The sequence below is a fragment of the Enterococcus casseliflavus genome (genome assembly GCF_029215545.1).
GTDB classification, from domain to species: Bacteria; Bacillota; Bacilli; order Lactobacillales; family Enterococcaceae; genus Enterococcus_D; species Enterococcus_D casseliflavus.
The window spans coordinates 2,993,793-3,015,581 of the sequence record NZ_CP119393.1 but is presented as its reverse complement, the minus strand read 5'-3'; the positions used below and the strand labels follow the sequence as shown (position 1 = coordinate 3,015,581).

The window sequence follows — 21,789 nt, the reverse complement described above, 5'->3', positions numbered from 1 at the left end:
GAACCTATGAGACAATTCCAATCATCTTTTGTCATTAGTAAAACGACGCTAAGATGGCTACATTTGCTAGAACATATGGAGCATACTTCTCATACACCAATCCGTGGATTGTCAAAAGTGATCAAAAGCTCTAGCCGAACTATCATTGAAGATTTACAAAACATTAAAGAATATTTCGAGGATGCTATCGACATGGAAACGTCAAACAGCGGCTATCAGCTGCAAGTCATCGATACAGAAAGCTACTTAGAAAAAAAGCGGAATTTGATCAGTAACGAGCCGTTGTTTCGCATCTTTGAGAGCATTTTTTTAGGGGAGATATTAACCATCAATGAGTGGTCAGACATTTTGTTTATTTCCCCTGCCACGTTGATGCGTTACTTTCGAAAGATCGACCCGATTTTAGCGCAGTACCAGCTAACGTTAAACAAAACCACCGTTGATCTTATTGGTGAGGAAGTCAATATTCGCCATTTTTTTCTGAACTTTTATTATGAATCCGATAGTACGCCGCATACCGTATTTCCGCCGTTGATCATTCACGAGATCGGTTTAAATTTGAAAAAAGAAGAATTCGACAGCAATTTCTCTAATCTTGCCTTTGAGGAAATTAGTTACATGCTTTATATCATTTTAGAGCGAACCTCTCATGGCCATTACGTCACGATCGATCCAACCATCGTCAAGCAGTTTCGTAAAGAGTATTATCTTGAGCTGAAAAAATTAAAGACGATGCTATCGAACCATTTGCAAACGACGATCGCCGAAAAAGAAATCATCTACTTTTATGCGTTATCGATGGGAAAACGGACGGTGTTTGATATTGATATGGAAAGGGACTTTTGCAACAAGTTAGGCAAAGACTCGCAGATCCTGCAACTAACCCAACGTTATCTAAAGGAGGCAGGCGTACCGCCGTATGCGCTGGAATATAGTACGGTTTTGATCCAGTCGTTTTTTGCGACGATCTTACTAAAAAATAAACTTTCACCGGTCTTGAACAAAGTGATTCCCGATTTGATCTCATTTGTAAAAAAACATTTTCCAGAGGAAATGGCACAAAACACAGCGTTCTTACAAAAACAATTCAAACAACTGAAGTGTCTGTCTTTAGACATGATCGTAGATATCAGCGCAGTGTTTACCATTCATATGGACTGTGTGAAAGAATTGTACTGGGGGAAGCCTAAAAAAATTGCGTTCCTGTTAGAAGGGAATCAATTTATCTCGCAACGAATTCAGGTCACTGCTCGTAAGTATCTAGGCAGTTATCAGAAACTCTTTTTTCCGAATGTATTAGATATCAATCCCGGCTATTTTGAGGCGAACCAATTTGATATCGTCGTCACAAATTATAATGAGCATATGTCGAATTTTTCTTGTTCTGGCGTGTATTTATTGTTCAATAAAATCCCGAACTCAACCGATTGGCGCAGACTCATGTCATTGATCGACTTTAAACTTTAACAATGGTCCAGGTGCAAAATAATTCTCAGATGAAAGATAGGAATGATGCAATCATGATGAAAAAAGGACATATGACACCAGAAGCCTATTTAAAAAATTACAGCGAACTTTGTTACTTGCAGGAATTTCCCCTAATCAAACAAGTATGTACAGAGTTGCAAACACGATTCAAAGAAATTTGCTATACCGAGTACGATAATGTGCTACAACAAATGGCGGATTTGCTAGAAATCGATGCCCAACTGCAAATGTTTTTAGATTTTTTCCGACACGACTTTTTTAAAGAAATCGAATTAGCAGAAGAAGAGATCGTCGAAATGATCAAAAAGGACAAAAATGTCTATTACCGACAAATGGCAGGGATCGGTACGAACCAGAAAGCCCCTCATGGGTTGATCTACCTCAGCGAGAAATGAACACTCTGATCGGCTTGATCGATCAGAGTTTCAACTACTCGTTGTGTAGGAGATGTTCTTATAAAATAACGATTTGCAGCTGCAACGATTCCGCAAAATAGTGCCTAAGAAAATGTCCTACGCGTTGTTCAAAACGACCAGACGCAAGATTCGTGGATTGATTTGGTTAAGTAATCGATTCCAATCCGTGGCATCTGGAAAAGATTTTAGCAGGATACACTCGACTTCAAGCAAATATTCCATCGTATATTCCGAATAGTTGGTTACTAGCAGATCAATTTGCTTTTCCTTTAAATAGGCTGGGGAGAGTTCGCTGGCATCAGGATAATACAACGTGTGGAAGCGTCCTAGATATTTCCGTACGATACTTTCGGCATATTCGCAGACATATTCATTTCCTTCAAAAATCACGGCGATCGTCCGTTGTGTCCCCCAATTTTCTTCTTTGATCGCTTCCATGTGAATCGTTAGACTGGCACAAAAGTCTTCGAGATAGGAGGGCGAATACAGCTTTTTGACTAGCTTATGCTTTGCCAAAAATGCATAGTTTCTCTTATATTCGTAGGAAAACTTGTCTTTGACGAATTGGGTAAGATCGTCAATATTGACGTTCATGATGGGAGAGAGCATGTCGCGTATTTTCACGATCGTAAAAAACGACTCTAACCAGTGTAAGTCTTTTTGTTCATCGTAGGAATTGCCGCGGTTGATGGCATAGAAATCTTTTGCCACTTGTTTGATCTCAGGCCAGCGATTGTAGGTTTGGCAAAATTCTTCGATCGAAGGATGATTGATTTTTCGGCGACAGATAAGGCAAAGAAGCAAATAAATGATTTCATCTTCAGGTAGGCGATAATGAAAATAAGAATAAAGGATCTCCGTCAACGTATCGGGTGAAATCAATGAATCGTAAGCATAAAAAATCTCCTTCAGCTCAGGAGAAAGTTCGACCTGCAACCCTTTCTTGCTGCGTTCCAGCGTAATGTAGAGAATATAGGAAAAGTAAGAAAAGGTAGAAGCTGGCTGTTTTTTTGAATGCAAAAGATTCGTGATCTCAATCACGGCATCTTGGACATCCAATGACGGGAAGATCGTATTGACATTGATATCGGACTCGTAATAAAACAGACAAAAAAAGCGGCGAATATCGATCTCAGAACCCACCAGTGTGACTGGATTCGTTGACAAACGAAGGTTGAAGGGCTTTAATAAACCATTCATTTTTTTTAAGTAGCCAAGCAATGCTTGTTCAGAAAGATTAAGGGTCAGGCTCCAATCTAGCACCGATTGTAATTCATCGAAAAAAATACTTTCTAAAATCATAAAAAAAGGTTCATCTTTGACTAGATTTTGTTTTTGTTTGATATATGCCTCGGGATCCAGTTCTTCAAATAAATAACCAAACTTCGAGGAGTAGATTTCGATTGCATCATTGAAATGTTCACGAATCATAGCAATGTCCGCAATGATCGTGCGAGTACTGCTTTTTGTTACTTCTGATAAATCGCCCAATGTTGAAGACGGATTCTTCTCAAATTCATTTAATAATTGCAATCGTCGAATTAAAGAACGATTTTTGATAAATTTTAACTGAAAATTTTTCATAGATGCCCCCGTTGAATTTAAAAAAGAATTAATCATATTATAAACAATTGGTTAAAATACTTCAATTTTTATGTTTATTTTTAATTTATTTGACTAAATACAAAGTTTTTATTATTCTAATGGATGTAAACGTTTGAAACTATTTGGAACAATGTAGGTTTTTTCACCGACAGGTGAAAATTGCTATTTTTTTTTAAAGAGATTTGACGCTATAGTGAGACCATAGTCCGATGCTTAGGAGTATTTGTTTTTTCTCAAGAGGAAACCTGTGAATTGTTGGTTGGATCAAAAGAGAGAAGATGGAAAATAAATGGAACTAGCAAGTGCGTGAATGTGCCATCAATACCTAAAAATGCAGTGTAGTTGAAGGCTATCCACGAATGAGATAGAAGGAAAAGACATTGATTGGTTGAAGAAAATCTACGGTTACTAGAAGAGGGAAACTGGGAACGATCGTACAGATAGATTACGAGGAGGCTAATATGCTGGCAGAAAAGATAGCGGGAGCAGAAGAATATTTGGCGCATTTTCAAACAGAGCTAGAAAAACAAGGGGTGTTACGCTTTTTTCCAAAAATAAATGCCTTTTATCATCGGTTAGCAAAAGAGTTTTTAATGATTTTTCATAGCAAGGAAGAAAACCTGTTTGTTCAATGGGGCCGTCTATTGGCGATTGATGCACAATTGCAAATATTGATGGAAATCAGCAACAATCGCAAAGAAGGATTGTTAGATGACCTTGGGATGAGTGAGGAAGAAGTCATTGAAATGATTGAGAATGACCATAAGTATTTTTATCGTGAGATCACGGGGGCAAAGCTAACGCAAAAACCTAAAATGGGCTTGATTTATTTGAGCGAACATTTAGCAGAGTCCTGAACATTCATTCTTGGTGCGCCGAGTTGTGAGGTTTGGGAGAAAAGCGTGCAAGAAATGGAAAACGATGACGAGCAATAGACTATTGGGGAAGTTTTATAGATAGAGCGTTTTTGGGGATAGAAATGAAGAGTAGTAGTGGGGCGAAACGGACGATTTTCAGGTGGTAAGGACCCTTGAGAATAACCAAGAGCAAAAGGGCTACTCAAACAACGCAGTGGGGAAGGCAATTGGTTGGTCTTCCTTGCTTGAGTAAGAGCTTTTTTAGAAACGTTAGACTGACTGGTCAGGATCGTGGCAATGACGAACGCTGGTTGACCTTTTCGGCGAAACGAGGTACCTTGTAAGACAAGTCATAGTAAGACAAGTCATAAAGAATACAAAAAGCGCATGAAGGTAGGACATCATGGAATGAAACTTTTTATTATTTTTGCCTACTTGTCGGTAGGCATATCGGTGGCACAATATGGCATGTATTATTTCTTTCCCAGTATATCTGTGATCCTTCGCAGCTGGTTTCAATTGGGACAAATCATTCTTTTGTTGGGTTATTTCTTTCTGCTGGTTATGTATTTTTGGGTACAGCGTGGCAGAACAAGGAAAGAGAAGCAATCTTTAGGAGAATGATCGAGAATTAAACAGCAATGATCTGCAAAGAAGCGTTTTTACAGTAGGAAGAAATCGCTTGTTTGTAAGAAAAAGTATACATAAATAGCACGTCGGAGACGAGCCTTTCGCGGGCTCTTACTTAACATAAACAAATCTGCAGCAAACGTTTGCTTCTTTTGGTGAAACCAAGAAGGGCTCGTTTGCTGTTTTTTTGTGCTAACAATCAGGCCTGTTTTCAAATGTCCAGTAGAGAGCTTTTTTCAAGGAAATGAAAAATTCTTAAGGGGGAGGCCGGAAGAATCGATTCGTTCTGTAAATAGTAATCAAAAAATGGATGAACGAAGAACTATATACGAGAGAGTCAATAAAATGCTTCATGGAGGAATGGCTGATTTGGCCAAGCGGCATTTCAAGGGAGTATCGAAGGATATTAGATAGAGAAGATAAAGCAATGGACAGAGACGCCAAAGTTTTTAGCGCTGCAGTAGCTATTGGAGTATGCGTTGGTTTGGCTGCATCTGTATTGGCAACAACAGAGTACCGGGAAAGGGCTGGATAAGTGAAAATGAATGGGAAAGGTGGCGCTCCGAAAGAAGAACCATAGCTGATGATCCGCCAATCGTCGAGGAACCACCCAACTGTTTTCCGTGGAGAAATACCAAACGAGTAGGAGATGACCACTGACAGGCATGCTTCATGTTCTTATCAGTTTAGTGATTCTAAGAAAACGACATAGAAGAAAGAATACCCGACAAACGTAGCTTGGGGATCAGATGAAAAAGAGAGGAACGTTCTTAATAAGGATAATCCCCCCTCTTTTTTTACCGTTATTTTATTGTGGCTTTTATATAATGGAGAACTGCAGGTGCTTTGGAAACTGATATATGATTTTTCTATGGTAACAAGCATTTTGGTAGATGTTAAGGATTTCTCGCTTTAGCCAGATTCTATGGTGAATTATTTATTTAAAACGGGGGTTTGTTTTTTTATTTAGGCATAGATTTCATCAGCCAGTGAATTTATTGATTTTTCCCGCATCACAAAGATAGCTATAATGAAGTATATCGAGGATAAAAACCAGCGTTTTTGGAAGCCAACTGAAACAAAGACCAATCGACTTTGTTCAAGGTTAACGTCTAAGTAAAGGTGTCTAAAAAAGGGTGGTTTTTAGGCTTGATGATGTCAAAAAGGGGGAGGGAGAATGAAAAGAGCGAGGGGGAATTTTTGGGTCAAACTGATGATCTTCGCTGCTTTTTTTCAAGTGATCAGTGCTTCGACGATTTTAGTTTCGGCACAAGAAGAGCGTTCCGTCGATACAGAAGGCTCAGTCCAGTTCACGGGTGTCTATGAACCAGACAAACCAGAACCTTCACCACCGACCGGACCGACACAACCTGGCGGGGATGGGGGACGTTTGCCGCAGACAAATACCCGAAAAAGTTCCAGTGCCACGGCACTCGGATCATTGCTGCTATTGATCGCTGGCTATTCAACAGTGAAGAAGACACGCAGGTACCAAAAAGAACGAACAACCTCAAGAACACAAGAAAAGTTGAGTAATAGAGAATAAGGGAATGATCTTATGAGATTTTTGCGATTTGCAACGAGCACCGTACTTACCGCAACCCTTTTGACTGGTGGGATCCAAGGGACCGCCGCTGAAGTAAGAGTCGCTGAAACCGATGGGCAAGTCAGTTTTGTGCCCAATGATCGAGACCCGACGGAAGTGTTACCGCCTGATCCAGGCCCCGATGGCCCCGATGTGGAGATACCGCCGATCGGACCAGATGGACAAACAGGACCATTGACGATCGCTTATGCGCCGACTTTGGATTTTGGTACCCAAGAAATCTCCAACCGAGATGCCGTCTATTCGATGGTGGCAGAAAAGCAACAATTAGCGGATACCCAAGGGGAAGAAAACCAAGTACCGTATGTTTCCTTCGCCCAAGTACAAGATACCCGTGGGTCAAATGCTGGCTGGCGTTTGACTGTAGCACTAAGTGCGTTTGAATCAGGGACGCAACACAACGAACTGCGAGGGGCACAAATCATCTTTGCCTCACGAGAAGTTGACTACAATAGCCACAATCAAGAAAACGCACCGGACGCACATGAAGCCGGCTTGCGTTTGGATGCCAATGGTTCAGCACAAGCTGTTCTGACTGCTGATGCCGGCAAAGGGGCAGGCACTTCATCCGTCGTTTGGGGCTACCAAGATGAGTTGAATGCGCAGGTCCAAGCCCAGGCGCCGGTGGTTCGCAATGAGGCGATCCAATTGTTCGTCCCGGGAGCGACTGCTAAAGATGCAGCCTTGTATGTGGCGACTTTGACGTGGCAATTGACGACCACTACCTCGCAATCAGGAGAAACAGTTCCAACGGCGCAAGCCGATGAAACAAACTAAAAGAAAAGAAAGAAGGAATAAAAATGAAATGGATTCGATTAGCAACAGTCGCAGCACTGACCTCTACAATTTTCGCAGGCGGTGTACAAGTAGTAGCAGAGGAAGAAAATAATCAACCAAAAACACCACTTTTTGAAGTAGAGACACCAAATGAGGTTAACTTTATCGAAGGGGAAGAAGACATTGATGACGTTGAAAACCCACTTGAATACCCACCCGTTATCATTGATCCGCTTCCAGTAAAAGGTCCATTAACGATCGTTTACGTGCCAGAAAAATTCGATTTTGGTCAACAAGCCATTACTTCATCTGCAGCTGAATATTCTTTGATTGCTGAAATGCAAAACGTAGATGAAAACCATCCTCTTGCGGCCGGACTTCCAGACACAGTTCCTTACGTTTCCTTGGCACAAGTCAGTGATACACGAGGAAACAGTGCGGCAGATTGGACATTAAGTCTTGCTTTGACAGAGTTTGTCGGTCAAGATACAGGGGATATCCTTTATGGCGCCCAACTTCACTTTATTGATCCGCAGATCAAACACAATGATGGTACCGGGCCTGCTGAAGAAGCGCCTGTAGCACCAGTAACTGAAACTGGTGGCGATCGTGTGATTTTAAATGCTAATACGGATTTAGCATCGAGCATTCCAGTCATGACCGCAGGACCCAACCAAGGACAAGGACGCTCCTCTGTCTTCTGGGGAGACCAAGACAAAATGATGGAGCAGTTTAATGAAGATGATTTTAACGACACGATTCTGAATGATCGTATTCAGCTACATCTTCCATCAGCTGCGACGCCGCAACAAGACACCTATACAGCAACCTTGACCTGGACACTATCTACCACAGTTAGTGCAGATGGTGAAAATGGTGGCAATGGCGGCGATGAAGACGACAACGTTTTAAATCCAGAAGAATAATCTTCAAAGCAACGCAACAATAATGTGAAACAACTGGCAGGAGTAGACCGTTATTCCTGCCTTTTTTGGAAGGAGAAACAACAGTGATTGAACAACCAACAAACCAACGCTGGTTGCGGCTTTTGACTGCAATGATCGTGCTATGCTCATTGATTGCTTGGCCGACACCAGTACGAGCAAATGATGACATTGAATCAGAGTTGAATTTTTTTGTAACCCCGATATTCCCTGACAGTCAGATCGAAGGCGGTGCTAGCGGTTATTTTGATCTGAATTTAGGCGCAGGGGAACAAGAAGAATTGCAGCTGCGCATCCAAAATACATCGGAAGAAACCATCGAGGTCGAAGTATCCGCTCATACTGCTTTCACGAATGTCAATGGGGTAGTAGAATACGGTCGTGATGCCGAAGCTCCTGACCCGACATTGCCTGCCTCGATTGCCGAATTGATTGAAGCACCAGGGGTCATCACCTTAGAAGCCCAAGAAGAACGGATCCTTACACTGCCTCTGACGATGCCTGAGGAAGAATTTGAAGGGATTTTGGCTGGGTCGATTCGGGTAGAAGAGGTCCGCGATGCTACGGCAGCAGAGTCGGAAACAGAAGGCATCGGGATTCGTAATGAGTTTGCCTTTATTTTAGGAGTCGTCGTAAGCAATAACCGCTCGTCAACGGATCCGGGACTTGAATTGCTGGACGTTTTTGCCAGTCAAGTCAATTATCGGAACGTGATCAGTGCCAAGATTCAAAATTATACACCGACTTTCGTCAACCACATAGAAATTGATGCCGAGGTTCGTGCCAGCGGTAGCGACACCGTCTTGTATGAAACACAGCGCACAAGTATGCAGATGGCACCAAATTCGCAGATGGATTTTCCGATCCCTCTAAATGGCGAGCGTTTCCGTCCGGGAGACTATGTCCTGACTCTGACGGCCCGTTCACAAGGAGAGGAATGGCATTGGGAAGAGCCCTTCACGATTGCGGCTGCTGATGCGAGACGTTTAAATGAGGAAGACGTGACATTGGAACCAGAAACCAATTGGTGGCTGATTGGCGGAATCGCCGCACTTGTTTTGTTATTGATCATCGTTGTTGTTTTAATCATTAACAAGAAAAAAAAGGCAAAGGAAGGTGGGGATCAGTAAAATGAAAAAGAAAACACTAAAGATAGTACTATCGCTTATGGTAGGACTATTTAGTGTTTACTTGTTTTTTCCGTCTATTCGTGTGTTCTTTTTTGAACCACTACATGCATGGCAAGGAAGAGAAGGTACGTTAGGCGAGGTGTTCACTGGATCTTCTTTTGAAGAATCTTTAGAGGATCAAGAGGAGTTGGTGGTTTCTTTTCTGGAAGAAATCCAGCAAGCTTATGTTGGAGAAGTGTTTCCGATCATGTTTTTAACAAACCTCCCACTAACAAGCATCGATATCCAGCTGCCTGCAGCCACGATCATAGAAGAAACATTTTTAATGGAAGAAATAGTGATCACCCAAACCGAAGATCCCGAGCAATGGCTTCTGAACTCCGAAGTGCCGTTGACGTCGTTTAGTCTACCACTGATGATAGAATCCGTAGGTACTTATGAAATAACGGTAGCAGAGACAGTGCTTACCTTGAACGTGGAAGAAAGAAAATCCGGAGATGAGGGGGAGAGGCCCCCTATGGAAACGGACGACCACCCGAGTGGCACTAACTTAGCAGCGGATCCTGTCACATCAGATGGTTCATTTTTTGATGACATCGAGGTGGATGAAGGCAATCTTGATCTTTTGGAAGATAGGCGAAGAGAACAAGAAGTAGGCTCCTGGCTAGAATTTTTAGAAGCTGTCATGGACCCAGAGGTGAATCATATAAAGTTGATTGACAGCTTTGAATCTAGTGATAATCCGATTGAAGGTATAGCTTCAGGCGTATCAGGAAGTACAATTAATATTACGAGTGGAGAATCTTATGTCTATATCAGCCAACCGGAAATCTCAAGAACTCTTATTATTGATGGACAAGGAAAATACCAAATTGATTTTCGTGCGGTTGCTGTTGGCTTCTTGGATAGTACGATGGTACCAGAATCCCCTTGGGATATTTCGTATCAAAATATTACCCTTTATCATGGGAATTTTTACGGACCTATGAACGTTACTACTTTGGATGCTAATAATCAAGCCATATCCACCATGCGGTACCATAATGTTGAAAACATTGGGAATCAGCTTTTGCATTCCCCGGGTACAACCGCAGTGCTTTCAGGAAAGGTTACCTCACATCAAGCACGAAGCTACCGTTCGACTTTTAATGAAAATTGGCAGATCAATGCTTGGAATCAAGCAAATTTTGAAGTCCATCGACTTTTGATTAGTCCCAATGCAGAAGTAGAATTGTCGACGATCAGTTCAGGAAATTTATTTTATCATGGTTTTAATCATCCAGAACTGATTATTGGAGAGAATGCCAAAGTTTCCATGAAAGCAAACTTTGAGGGGAGTAGAGGGGAAGCCGATGGTGTGAATGTCTATTTTGGAAATAGTGGTGGGAATCTGACTGTTGGCAAGGGAGCCGAATTAAAACTTGACACTCAGATCAACGCCTCTGCGATTTCCACACTTCATGGAAACCATACCATTGATCTCTTGGAAGACAGCAAGGTGCATATCCAATCCTTAGAGAATCGAAGCCACACGAATGGATGGAATTGGAATATTCTTTCATTTCAAGGAGGCAACACCCATATCAATCTAAAGGAACGTAGCATGTTAAAAATTGATGCGGAAAATCAACCCAACTTATCGGCACATGTTGTTGGCTTCTGGGAACCTCAAAACAGTATCACTGTTGGTAAAGATGCTGTTTTAGATATTCGTTCGGACAGTCGCAATGATTCTCAAAATTTGATCTTTTTTGGAAATCTTTCGAAGTTGACGTTCAATGAGGCCCGAAAGGTCAATTTAGAACGAACGGCGCCGCTTTCTTTTAATAACGGAAGTTTGATCAACTTAAATGGAACCAATGAACTGGAAATCGAATTTCAAGGAATCAAACAATGGCAATACGGTGAGTTTGATGAGGTGCAGTCTACCCATGAGTGGATGCCTTTGATTCATATGAGTACCAACCTTACTTGGATCAATCCAACAATCAACAGTGTCGTAACTTTGGATCCAACAGTGGAACAAGGGGTACGTAGTCATTTTTCGACTCATAGCCAACGATTGCTTTTCGAGCAAGTTTCTGAAGTTGAAATAGAGTTGAATCCATTAACGGAAGATCCAACCTTATCAAATTCTCGGATCATCTCTGGAAGAGCAAATCCCAATAGCTATATTCGTTTTGAGCGGGAAGCATTTATGCCCGAACCAAATCCTTCCCTTGGTACTGTAACGGATCCAGATGGACGCAGAGAATTCTTTCACGTCCAAGCTGATGAAGAGGGAAACTTTCAGTTTGATTTATCCGAATTTCCAAACTTCCAACATTTTCGTCACGAAGAGCTAGTGACAGCCGAGGCGTTTTTGAATGGGAGATGGGGAAAGGATTCGGTGATTGTAGAGAAAATCGACATTGTGGACCCGCGGGATCCTTTTCGCCCGGATGAAACGGTCGATCCTGTGAATCCTCCTGTTTTGCCAGAAAACCAGGGATTTGTCAGCATCGACTTTATTTCTCAATTCGATTTTGGAGAAGTACCAATTCTTTCAAGTACCACTCGATATCCAGCAAAGCCGCAGGCGTTGCGGGAAGTTTATGAGGATGTGCATGAAGGGGACCGCCCCAATTATATCCAAGTATCGGATCGGAGGGTCGCTACTACTGGTTGGACACTGAGTGCTCGCTTATCTGAAGAGGGTTTTGTGGGTACGCATGATGAAAGGCAACGACTAAGAGGGGCAAGCGTTTATTTGTCAAATATCCATATGGTAACCACTGGTTCGAATGAGTCGGAGACGCCAGACTATCAAGAAGCCATTGAACTTATTGCAGGTCAAAGTAAAACCTTGGCTTCGGCTCAAGAGAATCGTGGTGGAGGGACGTGGATCCAACATTACGGCTCAAGTGAAACCATGGAAAACAGTGTGGAACTGGAAGTCCCGCTTGGTGCCAACCCCCAAGCAACTGCCTATCGCGGCACGATTTATTGGGAATTAAGCTTTGTTCCTGGACCTGAGTCATAAAAGTTTGAATAAGAAGGAAGCAGAAGCTGCTGGAAGTCGCCTGCAGCTTCTCTTCTTTCGAATGTGTGGGGAGGTGAAACGATGAGAAACAAGCCGTCTTTATTGATGAACAGTTTATTTTCAATGACGTGCAAACGGCAATTGACGATTTTGCGGCAGTTGGAATGTTGCGGTCCTTTAAGCGGGCAACAGCTGGCACATGCTTGCGGCGCTTCTCGGCGGACGATTATTTCAGACATTGAGGAACTGCGCCAACTCTTTGGGGCTTCGACGATCCTCACATCTGCCAGCAATGGCTATGAATTGGTGATCCAAGAATTGGCAGAGTATCAGGAAAAAAAGCGAGCATTGTTGGCGGATGACCCAAATCTGTTGTTTCTGCATTTCTTGTGTCAGCAAGAACCGGGGATACCTGAAAAACTGGCTGCCATCACCGGGTTAGGCAATCAAACTTTTTTGAAACAATGCCGCCAGCTTCAGACCTTGTTCGCTGCTTATGAGCTGACTTTGAATAAAAAGCAGTGGTGCCTAGAAGGGGCAGAAGGAAATATACGGTATTTTTATAAAGCCTTTTATTTTGCGGAAGAGGAACAGCCCCACCAACTCTTTGAGCAGCTGGCTGAGACGTTGACACTGCGGTATCGTCCGTCCTTGCCAATCGATCCAGTGGTTTCGCTACAGTGGATGAAGGTCTTTCTTTTGCGGGCGCAACAAGGTGGGCGCTTGGAGGAAAATTGGGAAATGGCTGACTTTTGTCGGTTGTTTCTAGAAAAAACGGGCTTTGTCATCGAAGGCTTGGAGGTCTGCAGGTCCTTGTCGCAGCAAGAACGGTGTGTCCTATTGTTTTTGATGATGGCAGATGAAGGGGTACTTTCGTTTTTATTGAAACATCCGTGGGTCGAAGAAACGGTGCCCTTTGATCCAATCGATAGCTTGCGAGAGACGTTTCCTAAGCAAGCAGAGACATTGAGAGAAGATCGCGTATTCGTGCAAGTGACGTTAGCAGTCATGTTACTGGATCGGCTCTTCCATGTGCCACCTCCTTTACAGCGGGATCGTCAAAAGCCAGCAGTGTCTGGTATTGGAAAGTCTACGGCACTTTCTAGCGCTGCTTCTCACTATTTGGTGACATTGGGGGAGACGTATTTAAACAAGCAGCAGTTAAAAAACAAACAGCTGATGATCACCTATCACTTGAGTGGAAATGAGAAAATCAAAGGCTGGATCAAGCAACGTCTGAGGGATTGGCTGGTTGCACAAGGAGTAGATGTCGTCGTCGAGGCTACGAGTGAGCTGTCGATTTTCACCGCCCGCCAGGTGTTGGTCACTGATCAACCGCTCTTTTTGCTAGAATTGGAACAGCCCATCTATCGGTTGGAACGACCGATTGAGCCAAACTCCATCGAACGCCTCGGCAAGGCAATTTTAGCTGATTTTCTTGGTTCATGTGAAGGCTCGATTCCTAGTGAAGAGCTTCCAGCAGCATCTGCTGTTCGCTAAAAGCGGTAGAGTCAACGGTAGAATCAGTCAAAGGCTACGTACGACGTAAAATTATGGTAGAGGAGCAACAGGTATCATGGGTCGATTCCAAAAGCAATGGGCACTTCGTGTGTTGGGAATAGGTTGTCTGCTACTGCTGCTGTTCTTTTTCTTTTCAAACTACAAAATTGCTCGGGTCAGCGGTGAGTCGATGGTCCCCATCATTCAAAACAACGAGTTAGTCCTTATTCAAAAGAATCAGCTGCCCCATCGCTATGATCTCGTGGCTTTTGAGCATGAAGGGCGGCTGATCGTAAAGCGAGTGATCGGGGTTCCTGGCGATTCTTATGCTCGCAGTGGCAATCGCTTGCTATTGGGTGCCTCGGGTTCCTATTATGATTTTTCCTATACTTTTACGCTGACGCAAGAAACGGCGAGGGAACTGCCAATCGGAGGCATCTTGCAACCAGGTGAGTATTTCGTCGTCGGGGATGCGATCATGCACTCGATCGATAGTCGTGAATTTGGGATGGTGACGAGCGAGGCGCTTCGTGGAATCGTCTTGAATTTATTTTAAGGGTTCAACGAGGTCAGTCAGCGTGTCGGATTGAAAATCGAGACTTATTTAGAGACCGAAAGCTGGAAAGGGGGATGTCCGTGAAGATGGTTTATGGCAGTATACTGTTGCTTTGTTTTGTGGCGATCGGGGTACTTGCTCAACGGGGATACCTCGAAATCTTTGTTCGAAGGCTTGAGCGGCAAACAAACATGACGGAGTTGGAAAAAAGAAAACTGGCTTTTTTTAAGCATAAGATTCGTAATGAACATCCGTTAGCGTTGCTAATGGTCAGTGGTCTGTTTCTTTTAAGTCTGCTGCTTTTTACCTTTCCCCATTTTTCCTTACAGACGCAAGTTCGTAGGATTGAAAAGGAAAGCCAGCAGCTGAAACAGGAAATCTTACATTTACAAAAAGAACAGATGGAAGGGATGCAACAATCGTTATCGGTGTACCCGTCTGCGGGGCTCCCTTTTGAAAGCCTTGCTTGGCAGACGCTGCTGATGGCGGATGATCGAGAAGCACGTTTTCAGCTAGAAGAAGAATTTGGGGCGCAAGTGACGCCCTTTTTAGGACCGACAGTCGTGCTGATCCATATTGATCAACCGCTGCAAGAAATCACCTTAACGAGTGCCAGTCATTTGCACTCGGTTGCCGATTTTTCCACTTGGGAGGCCAACTTGGAACGAATCATCGATGATCTATCACAGGCACAAGGCGTGCAACGGTGCCATTTCGTTTTACAAGTAGCAGATACGCCCAATACGTCATTTGAACAAACGATCGTCCGCGATGCCCAGGGACAGTGGCAAGTACTCAACCGAAAAGAGCTTGCTCAAGCTTCAGACACGGGCGCTTAGAAAGAAACAATCAAAAGAGTTATTGATGAAAGGGAGGGATTCATGGGATGAGTAAGAAGAAGGGGCGTGGGTGGTTTTCTGCTCAGACGCTATTCGATGAAATGAACCAAGTATCATTGAAAGAATTAAAAGGATTTGAAGAAACGTATGAGAAAGACAACGGATCCGCTGAGGCAGCTGTTGCCAGTGGACCAGCCAAAGAAATGATCGCCGATACCTCAAAAAAGAAGGCTACGAGTAACGATCAAGGGATAACGGATACCAGTAGTAAACCCCAAAAAGGCAAAAAGCAGGGGCAACGAAGCGGGCAGGCGCTGGCACCGTCTGCCTCAGCACAAGCAGGGCTAGAGGAACGATCGGCGCCAGAAGAATCGCCTAAGCACTCTGTGCAATCTTGGTCGTCAGAAACGGGCATGCCACATCCGACAAGCAGTAAAGGGAAGAAAAAGCGTAAAAGCACCAAAAAGCGCAATGACACCGTCAATGCGCCCTTACATGGCTATCAAGAAAAACGCTCCTTTGAAGAGTTTAGCACAGAAGCCAACAAGGAGCAGTTGGAGCTGGAGCCTGACCTACCAGCAGATATGAGCTTTGAACAAACCCATCAAGAGTTAGCATTGGCACGAACGAGAATCACAGAACTTGAAAAGCGGCTCCATGCAGAAACCTTGCATCGCTCTCAGTCGGATATCCAGCAAGTGAAAGAAAAAGCGATTTTTGAACGCTTGGATTGGGCAAGAGAAAAACAATGGTATGAAAGCAAAGCCCAAGAACAAAAACAGCTGCTGCTCCAAAAAGAAGAAGTCATCACAAATCTGGCGAACCAACTCGCTGAAAAAGAAGCACAGCTGGAGGAGCAGGCTCGAAGCCCTCAGGAAGAAGAAGCCGCTGCGCTTCGCAAAGCGGTCAATGAGCTGCAAAAAGAAAACCAAGAGTTACAAAAAGAAAATCAGCAGTTTCAAGCGGAGATGCGAGAGATCTTGCTGTTTGCTAGAAAGAAAGCAGACCGGACACTTGAAGAAGCACAGGTTGAAGCAGAACGGATGATCTACAACGCCGAAATGCGCTTGAATATCGCCCATCGTACGGCAAAAGAGATCCTTGATGAAGTGAGCGATACGAAAGAGAACATGAATACTCTCTTTGATTATTTGTATGAACAAGTCTATTCACTAGCAGACAAGCAAGTATTTGAAAAGTACCAAGAATAGGTTTGCTTCGGATCACTAGAAGCAAGCAGATAGTACTGTGAACGTTACATAACGTTAGCGATCTTCGCTTTGGGCGGTGATCGCTTGAAACTTTTCTTTGTTTCTCAACGACATTTTGATTGGGAAATGGATTTGTTCTGTACCGGCTGCGATCGCTGATTCATAATACCAGCACTTATGGTCGATCAACGCCATCGATTGCTGCAAAGCGTCTATCTGCGCTTGCAGCGCTTTTTTTTGTTCAAGAAACATTTTATGGCGTTCTTGCAGCGAGTCATCACCAAGGCGTGTCAATTGTGCATAATCTTTGATCTCTTTAATGGTCATGCCTGTTTCCTTCAGACATTCGATCAATTCCAGCATCTCAATTTCGGTATCTGAAAATAAACGGTAGCCAGATTCTTTGCGCGCTAACGTCGGCAAAAGGCCTTCTTTGTCGTAATAGCGGATGGTTGACGTGGGGATATTTAAGGCTTTCGCAACTTGGGATATCGTATAGGTCATTTTTTTCACTCCTTAACGTTGACTTTAAAGTTAACTTTAATGTTAGTATGACAGTAAGCAAAGGAAAAAGCAATGAGGAGGAAACAGAGATGACAGAAAAAAACATGAAAGCTGCTGTATTAAAAGGACCAGAAACGATCGAGGTCAAACAAGTACCTGTGCCGAAAGTGGAAGAAGGACTGATCGAGATCCAAGTTTCAGCGTGCGGCGTCTGCGGCAGTGACGTGCATATGTGGCAAGCAGGGAAAGGTTGGGGCAAAACAGGAGAGTCCGATTTTATCATGGGTCACGAGTTTTGCGGTGTCGTGACGGATGCAGGCGATAGTTCCTTTAAAATCGGCGATCGCGTTGCTTTTTGGGCAAATCTTTATTGTGGGAAATGTGATATGTGCCAAAAAGGGCAAGAGCATTTGTGTCGGGAAGTAAATGGCACCAATTATATCGGCTTTGTCTGCAATGGCGCCTATGCCGAACGGTTTGTCGGAAAAGCGTCCAATGCTTATAAATTGCCAGATACAGTTTCAGATACAGCGGCTAGCTTGATTGATCCTTTGATGGTTGCCTATCATGCCGTCCGCAAATCCAACATCAAGTTAAATGACAAAGTCTTGGTTTCTGGAAGTGGGATCATCGGGCAATTGATTGGCGAATTGGCAAAAAAAGCTGGGGCTTCTTATGTGGCGATGTCCAAAATCAACGATACAAAAATAGAGAAAGCCAAGGAATTGGGAATCTTTGACGATTACTTTGACGCCAAGGATCCAAACCGTGGGGAAGTATTGAAAGACGCGTCTGCTGGTGGGTTCGATTTGATTTTTGAAGCAGTCGGTTCCAGCAGTTCCTTAGCGACGTGCATTGAGGCTGCTCGTCCTGGTGCAACGATCGTGGCGATCGGAAATTCCGTTGCTCCCGAAATTCCTTTTTCATTAAATCGGTTGGTCTTGCAAGAAATCAAGCTCATCGGCAGCGTTTCATGCACCCGCCAAGAATTTGAACAAACGATCGACTTGATTGCTAGTGGCATGATCGATCCCACAAAATATATCACGGATGAATACCCATTGGAAAAACTGCAAGAGGTGCTAGAACGCCAAACGTTAGAAGATGATCCGTTGGTCAAAGCGGTTATGAGGTTTTAAATCCGATCCAGAGAAGAATGCCAAATGAAAATCGGGCACCGAGTATTGAACAAACATAGAATGATAGCTGATTCTGCTTAACATCTACGAGGTGTTAAGCTTTTTTATTTGAATCTGCAATAGAAAATCTGTTGCGCACAGGCAAAAGGTTGTGTGTATACATGGGTGTCAGCACTTTTCTTATTTGTCGCGTGTCGCAGTGCTATCATTTGATCCAGGAAAAGAATGGTGCTTGCCTTGCTACGGATTGAAAGAAAGCCCGCAGCAAGTTCAAAAAAGCGAAAGCGAACTTTTCTAACAATGGATGTTTCGTGCCACATCTTATGTTTTCAGAAAGAAGTTCATTTGACGTAGCGAAGAAAGGGGTTTCTGTTGTATGGTAGAATGAATAGAGCCAAGTCAGAAAAGGAAATGAGTGAAGAGATGGCATGAGGGAACTTCAGATGTCTTTTATTACAAGCCCGAGTACAAAGCGTTGGATGCAAATATTAACGATTATTGAACGAGAACAAGTTTTTAAAGTTGGGGTTCTTTCTGAGCGATTGGCTATTTCTCAGCGGACATTGGTGAAAGACATACGCTTGATCAAAGAGCATTTTGGCGAATGCATTGAATTGGTATCAAGCAATAGCGGATTTCATTTCGAAGAACGAAATCGTGTTCTTTTTAAAGAAAAAAAAGAGCAGCTATTAAATCAGGAAATTTTATTTGAGATCATTGGGAATATTTTTTATGGAGAAGTAGTTGATCTGAATGAATTGGCCTATCGATACAATTATGCGGAAACAACTTTACGGCGGTTTATTGCACGTGTGCAACCAGCCTTAAAAGAGTATGGACTTTCTCTAAGTTTCACACCGGTTACTTTGGTAGGCGATGAAGCAAGTATTCGTAAATTCTTTTTTGATTTTTACTATGTAGGTGAGCCTACCCCTTATACGATCAGACCACCAGAAGGTCTGCATCATATGATTCTCAAGGGACTTTCTGATAAATTGGGAAAATATGAAGTAGGGACTGGTTTGACGATCTCAGCTTTTTATTCGTTGCTGTATATAACGATTGTACGGGCGCAAAAAGAGCACTATGTTTCGATTCCTGAATGGGCAAAAGAGCTTGTCTATCAAGAAAATGATTTTAAATTGCTTGAGATTCTAAAAGAAGTTATTTTCAAAGAGTATGGGGTATCTTTACCCAAAGAAGAACTTGCTTGGCTTCACTACATGATTATATGTACGCGAACAATCAATCAATACGATCGAGAAAAAACTTTTCTAGCTCGATTTAATTTCTGGCCAGAAGTAAAGCCAATCGCAAAAGCATATTTTGCTGGTGTGGAATTTAAGGGCTGGGATCAGTCACTGCTAGAAGATTATTTAACCTCCTTTCTGGTGTCTAGAAAACTCAATGAAGTGATTTGTCCATCTTTGAACAAGCGACAAGCTGAAGAAGTCACCTCAATAAAAACATACCATCAAGAGTCCTACTACAAAAATAAAGCATTTTTGGAAAAGTACAAAGAAGAGTTAGCTTTTGCAACAGAATTTATGGAAGATATTGCTATCAGTTTTACAACGGTAAGTGACTTACTGCTCGACTATTATCAACCAAAAAAAAATATTTTATTTCTTATAGAAGGGGACTCAATGGTCGTTCAAATGATTCGACTACAAGCAATTCGGCTCTTTGCAAACAAGTATCAAGTCATTTTTCTTTCATTGCACGAATTAACAGGAGAACGATTAAAAGCGGACCAGAAGGTTTTGATCGTCACAAATTATCGCCCCTATGTCCTGGATTATGGTTTGACGGATGATTATATCTTGTTAAGTAGCATACCAACGAAGAAAGACTGGGAGCGAGTGATTTATCGATTACATCCTCAAACTAAAAAGTGCCCTCTGTGAAGTGATCCAAGTGAAGCAATAGGGAATGGGAAGTTAGGGAGTATTTTTAAGAATAGATTGACCGCTCTTGTCATTCAGCCAAGTGCGGTTTTTTTATCCTTTATTTATCTAACGTTTCAATCGCCTGATGAATCGCTAGCAAATCAGGGACGGTGATTTGCGCATTGATCAACAGGACGGGTCCTTTTTCAAAGGTTTCAGACAATGGAGTGGTGCTTAGACAGAGATCGTAGTCGTCGTCGACAAACTGATCACGAATATCAAGGTTGTAGAACCCTTGAAATGGCGCTTTGATCAGTTCTCTGATGGTCAGTGAAATCGCCAGCGGCAAGTCTGTTTCCAGTTTGATCTTGATTTTTTGCTGAAAATCAGCTGGCGGCAAAATCAACGTCCACGCCGTAGCGACATAAAGAGAAAAGCCACTGCGTTTCAGCGGATCTGCTTGGTAGAACGAAGTTTTCGTCACTAGCTTTTCGGCTTGCTTTTGTAAATCAGGAAAATGTTCGGTTAAAAACTGTGCAGTATTATAGCCAGCTAATGTATGGTCGACTGGCCCAAACAATTCGATCGTTAAAAGCCCATTCAAGAGGGTATTCACGATCCTACTTTTGCAAGGACGGGTCAACTTGGATTTTGGTGCGAAAGCGGTCATCGACAAGAGCAGTTTTTGGATGCTGGTCGTTGGTTTTTTTGGGGAAAACGCAGCGTCCAGTTGCGCATCGGCAAACGTTCGATCGAGATTGGATGCCAGCCATAGAAAACAAAAGCGGCATTCATTTGCATCAAGAAGGAAGTGTTCCGCTAGTTCTGACGATAAATGGCTGTAAATAGCGGTCTCTTCATCAATCAGAGGGTGAAACAGGGAAAGATCTGACCCAATCAAGGGCGGTTTGATCGCCACTGCTTCTGGCGAAATCCGTTGTCCTTTGCGAAACCGCAAAATAGTGACGGCCAAAATGTACGTGGTCATTTTCAATTCGATCGGGTTAAAGGGAATCTGGTTGTTTTGGTAAAAGTCTTGAGCGATGGTTTCGCATTTTTTCTGGGAAAGACCAGTAAAGGGCCAATGCAGACCAGCAAATGTTCGCCAAAAGAAGACCATCATAAAGTAGCGGATACGGGCTTCACTGCCTACGAGCCGAACGGTCCCTTTTTGCTTTTGCAGCTGAAATCCCAATGGAGCAAGCAGTTTTTGCAACGCATAGATTCGTTTGCGAACGGTTGATTCGGAGAAGTAATGATCAGCGGCGAATTGGATCAAATTGATCTCATTTTGCAGCAAAAGAGTTTCCAGCAAATAAAAAAAGGGATTCGCTTCCAGCAACTGCCGACTCAATCGCTTGTAGTCTCGCTTGGTTCCAATAAATGATAACCCCAAGCCGTGTTTGGCAACCAAAAGCGGTGAGGGATCGTCTTGCAAGGAAAGCGAGCGTTTGCTTAAAGTATCGAAGCTTTTTTGGATGGAGCGGCGATCCAAAGCCAACGCTTGACTGATCTCTTCAATGGGAACAAAACGTTTTTGAAGATACAAAAACCGCAGCAAGTCGATATCTCTCTTGAGGGTGTGTCCAAAAAATGGATAAAAGCGTTCCATAATCCAAGCTCCATTCTAAAGGTTTCTCTATGTACTCGATTCTTTTATGATAGCACAAAAAACG

At 43.0% G+C, this 21,789-nt stretch carries 18 protein-coding genes; 15 read left to right on the top strand and 3 right to left on the bottom strand.

Annotated features, from left to right (window positions below):
* Positions 1-6: 6 nt before the first annotated feature.
* Both P0G38_RS14265 and P0G38_RS14260 read left to right on the top strand, forming a co-directional pair.
* Positions 7-1,467, top strand: a complete 1,461-nt coding sequence (locus tag P0G38_RS14265) for an AcpB/EbpR/MafR family transcriptional regulator (protein WP_275852360.1) — start codon at positions 7-9, stop codon at positions 1,465-1,467.
* A gap of 53 nt (positions 1,468-1,520) precedes the next feature.
* On the top strand, positions 1,521-1,883 hold the full coding sequence (locus P0G38_RS14260; protein WP_008377996.1) for a DUF7006 family protein: 363 nt from the start codon (positions 1,521-1,523) through the stop codon (positions 1,881-1,883).
* Between the two features lie 117 nt (positions 1,884-2,000).
* On the opposite strand, the gene P0G38_RS14255 is transcribed toward P0G38_RS14260, so the two are convergent.
* Positions 2,001-3,488: an AcpB/EbpR/MafR family transcriptional regulator gene (locus P0G38_RS14255; protein ID WP_151196448.1), complete on the bottom strand. Its 1,488-nt coding sequence runs from the start codon at positions 3,486-3,488 to the stop codon at positions 2,001-2,003.
* Positions 3,489-3,970: 482 nt separating this feature from the next.
* Between P0G38_RS14255 and P0G38_RS14250 the strand changes: the two genes are divergently transcribed.
* The 11 genes from P0G38_RS14250 to P0G38_RS14200 all read left to right on the top strand — a co-directional run bounded on the left by P0G38_RS14250 (position 3,971) and on the right by P0G38_RS14200 (position 16,581).
* A complete protein-coding gene (locus P0G38_RS14250) occupies positions 3,971-4,366 on the top strand; it encodes a DUF7006 family protein (RefSeq protein ID WP_142968079.1) in 396 nt (131 codons plus the stop codon).
* A gap of 408 nt (positions 4,367-4,774) precedes the next feature.
* The gene (locus P0G38_RS14245; RefSeq protein WP_151196450.1) at positions 4,775-4,990 is read left to right on the top strand and encodes a hypothetical protein; all 216 of its coding nucleotides are present in this window, start codon (positions 4,775-4,777) and stop codon (positions 4,988-4,990) included.
* A gap of 1,183 nt (positions 4,991-6,173) precedes the next feature.
* Positions 6,174-6,542, top strand: a complete 369-nt coding sequence (locus tag P0G38_RS14240; protein ID WP_008378002.1) for an LPXTG cell wall anchor domain-containing protein — start codon at positions 6,174-6,176, stop codon at positions 6,540-6,542.
* Positions 6,543-6,554: 12 nt separating this feature from the next.
* Positions 6,555-7,379 carry a WxL domain-containing protein gene (locus P0G38_RS14235; protein WP_275852343.1) on the top strand — a complete coding sequence of 275 codons (825 nt, stop codon included), beginning with the start codon at positions 6,555-6,557 and terminating at the stop codon, positions 7,377-7,379.
* 23 nt (positions 7,380-7,402) lie between these two features.
* On the top strand, positions 7,403-8,305 hold the full coding sequence (locus P0G38_RS14230) for a WxL domain-containing protein (protein ID WP_151196452.1): 903 nt from the start codon (positions 7,403-7,405) through the stop codon (positions 8,303-8,305).
* Between the two features lie 83 nt (positions 8,306-8,388).
* Positions 8,389-9,453, top strand: a complete 1,065-nt coding sequence (locus P0G38_RS14225; RefSeq protein ID WP_275852333.1) for a WxLIP family cell surface protein — start codon at positions 8,389-8,391, stop codon at positions 9,451-9,453.
* Between the two features lies 1 nt (position 9,454).
* A complete protein-coding gene (locus tag P0G38_RS14220) occupies positions 9,455-12,475 on the top strand; it encodes a WxL domain-containing protein (RefSeq protein ID WP_275852328.1) in 3,021 nt (1,006 codons plus the stop codon).
* Positions 12,476-12,556: 81 nt separating this feature from the next.
* Positions 12,557-13,975, top strand: coding sequence for an HTH domain-containing protein (locus tag P0G38_RS14215; RefSeq protein WP_275852325.1), 1,419 nt, complete (start codon positions 12,557-12,559; stop codon positions 13,973-13,975).
* A gap of 76 nt (positions 13,976-14,051) precedes the next feature.
* Complete coding sequence (lepB, locus tag P0G38_RS14210; protein ID WP_015509011.1) at positions 14,052-14,531, top strand: signal peptidase I; 480 nt, start codon at positions 14,052-14,054, stop codon at positions 14,529-14,531.
* A 74-nt stretch (positions 14,532-14,605) separates the two neighbouring features.
* Positions 14,606-15,370: a hypothetical protein gene (locus tag P0G38_RS14205; protein WP_275852319.1), complete on the top strand. Its 765-nt coding sequence runs from the start codon at positions 14,606-14,608 to the stop codon at positions 15,368-15,370.
* A 47-nt stretch (positions 15,371-15,417) separates the two neighbouring features.
* Positions 15,418-16,581, top strand: a complete 1,164-nt coding sequence (locus tag P0G38_RS14200; RefSeq protein ID WP_275852316.1) for a hypothetical protein — start codon at positions 15,418-15,420, stop codon at positions 16,579-16,581.
* A gap of 54 nt (positions 16,582-16,635) precedes the next feature.
* Here P0G38_RS14200 and P0G38_RS14195 read toward each other — a convergent pair whose 3' ends face one another.
* On the bottom strand, positions 16,636-17,085 hold the full coding sequence (locus tag P0G38_RS14195) for a MerR family transcriptional regulator (RefSeq protein ID WP_008378019.1): 450 nt from the start codon (positions 17,083-17,085) through the stop codon (positions 16,636-16,638).
* Positions 17,086-17,174: 89 nt separating this feature from the next.
* Between P0G38_RS14195 and P0G38_RS14190 the strand changes: the two genes are divergently transcribed.
* Complete coding sequence (locus P0G38_RS14190) at positions 17,175-18,224, top strand: zinc-dependent alcohol dehydrogenase (RefSeq protein ID WP_275852311.1); 1,050 nt, start codon at positions 17,175-17,177, stop codon at positions 18,222-18,224.
* 428 nt (positions 18,225-18,652) lie between these two features.
* Positions 18,653-20,131, top strand: coding sequence for an AcpB/EbpR/MafR family transcriptional regulator (locus P0G38_RS14185; protein WP_275852307.1), 1,479 nt, complete (start codon positions 18,653-18,655; stop codon positions 20,129-20,131).
* A 100-nt stretch (positions 20,132-20,231) separates the two neighbouring features.
* Here the strand turns inward: P0G38_RS14185 and P0G38_RS14180 are convergent, their stop codons facing one another.
* Positions 20,232-21,725 carry an AcpB/EbpR/MafR family transcriptional regulator gene (locus tag P0G38_RS14180; protein WP_275852304.1) on the bottom strand — a complete coding sequence of 498 codons (1,494 nt, stop codon included), beginning with the start codon at positions 21,723-21,725 and terminating at the stop codon, positions 20,232-20,234.
* Positions 21,726-21,789 lie beyond the last annotated feature (64 nt).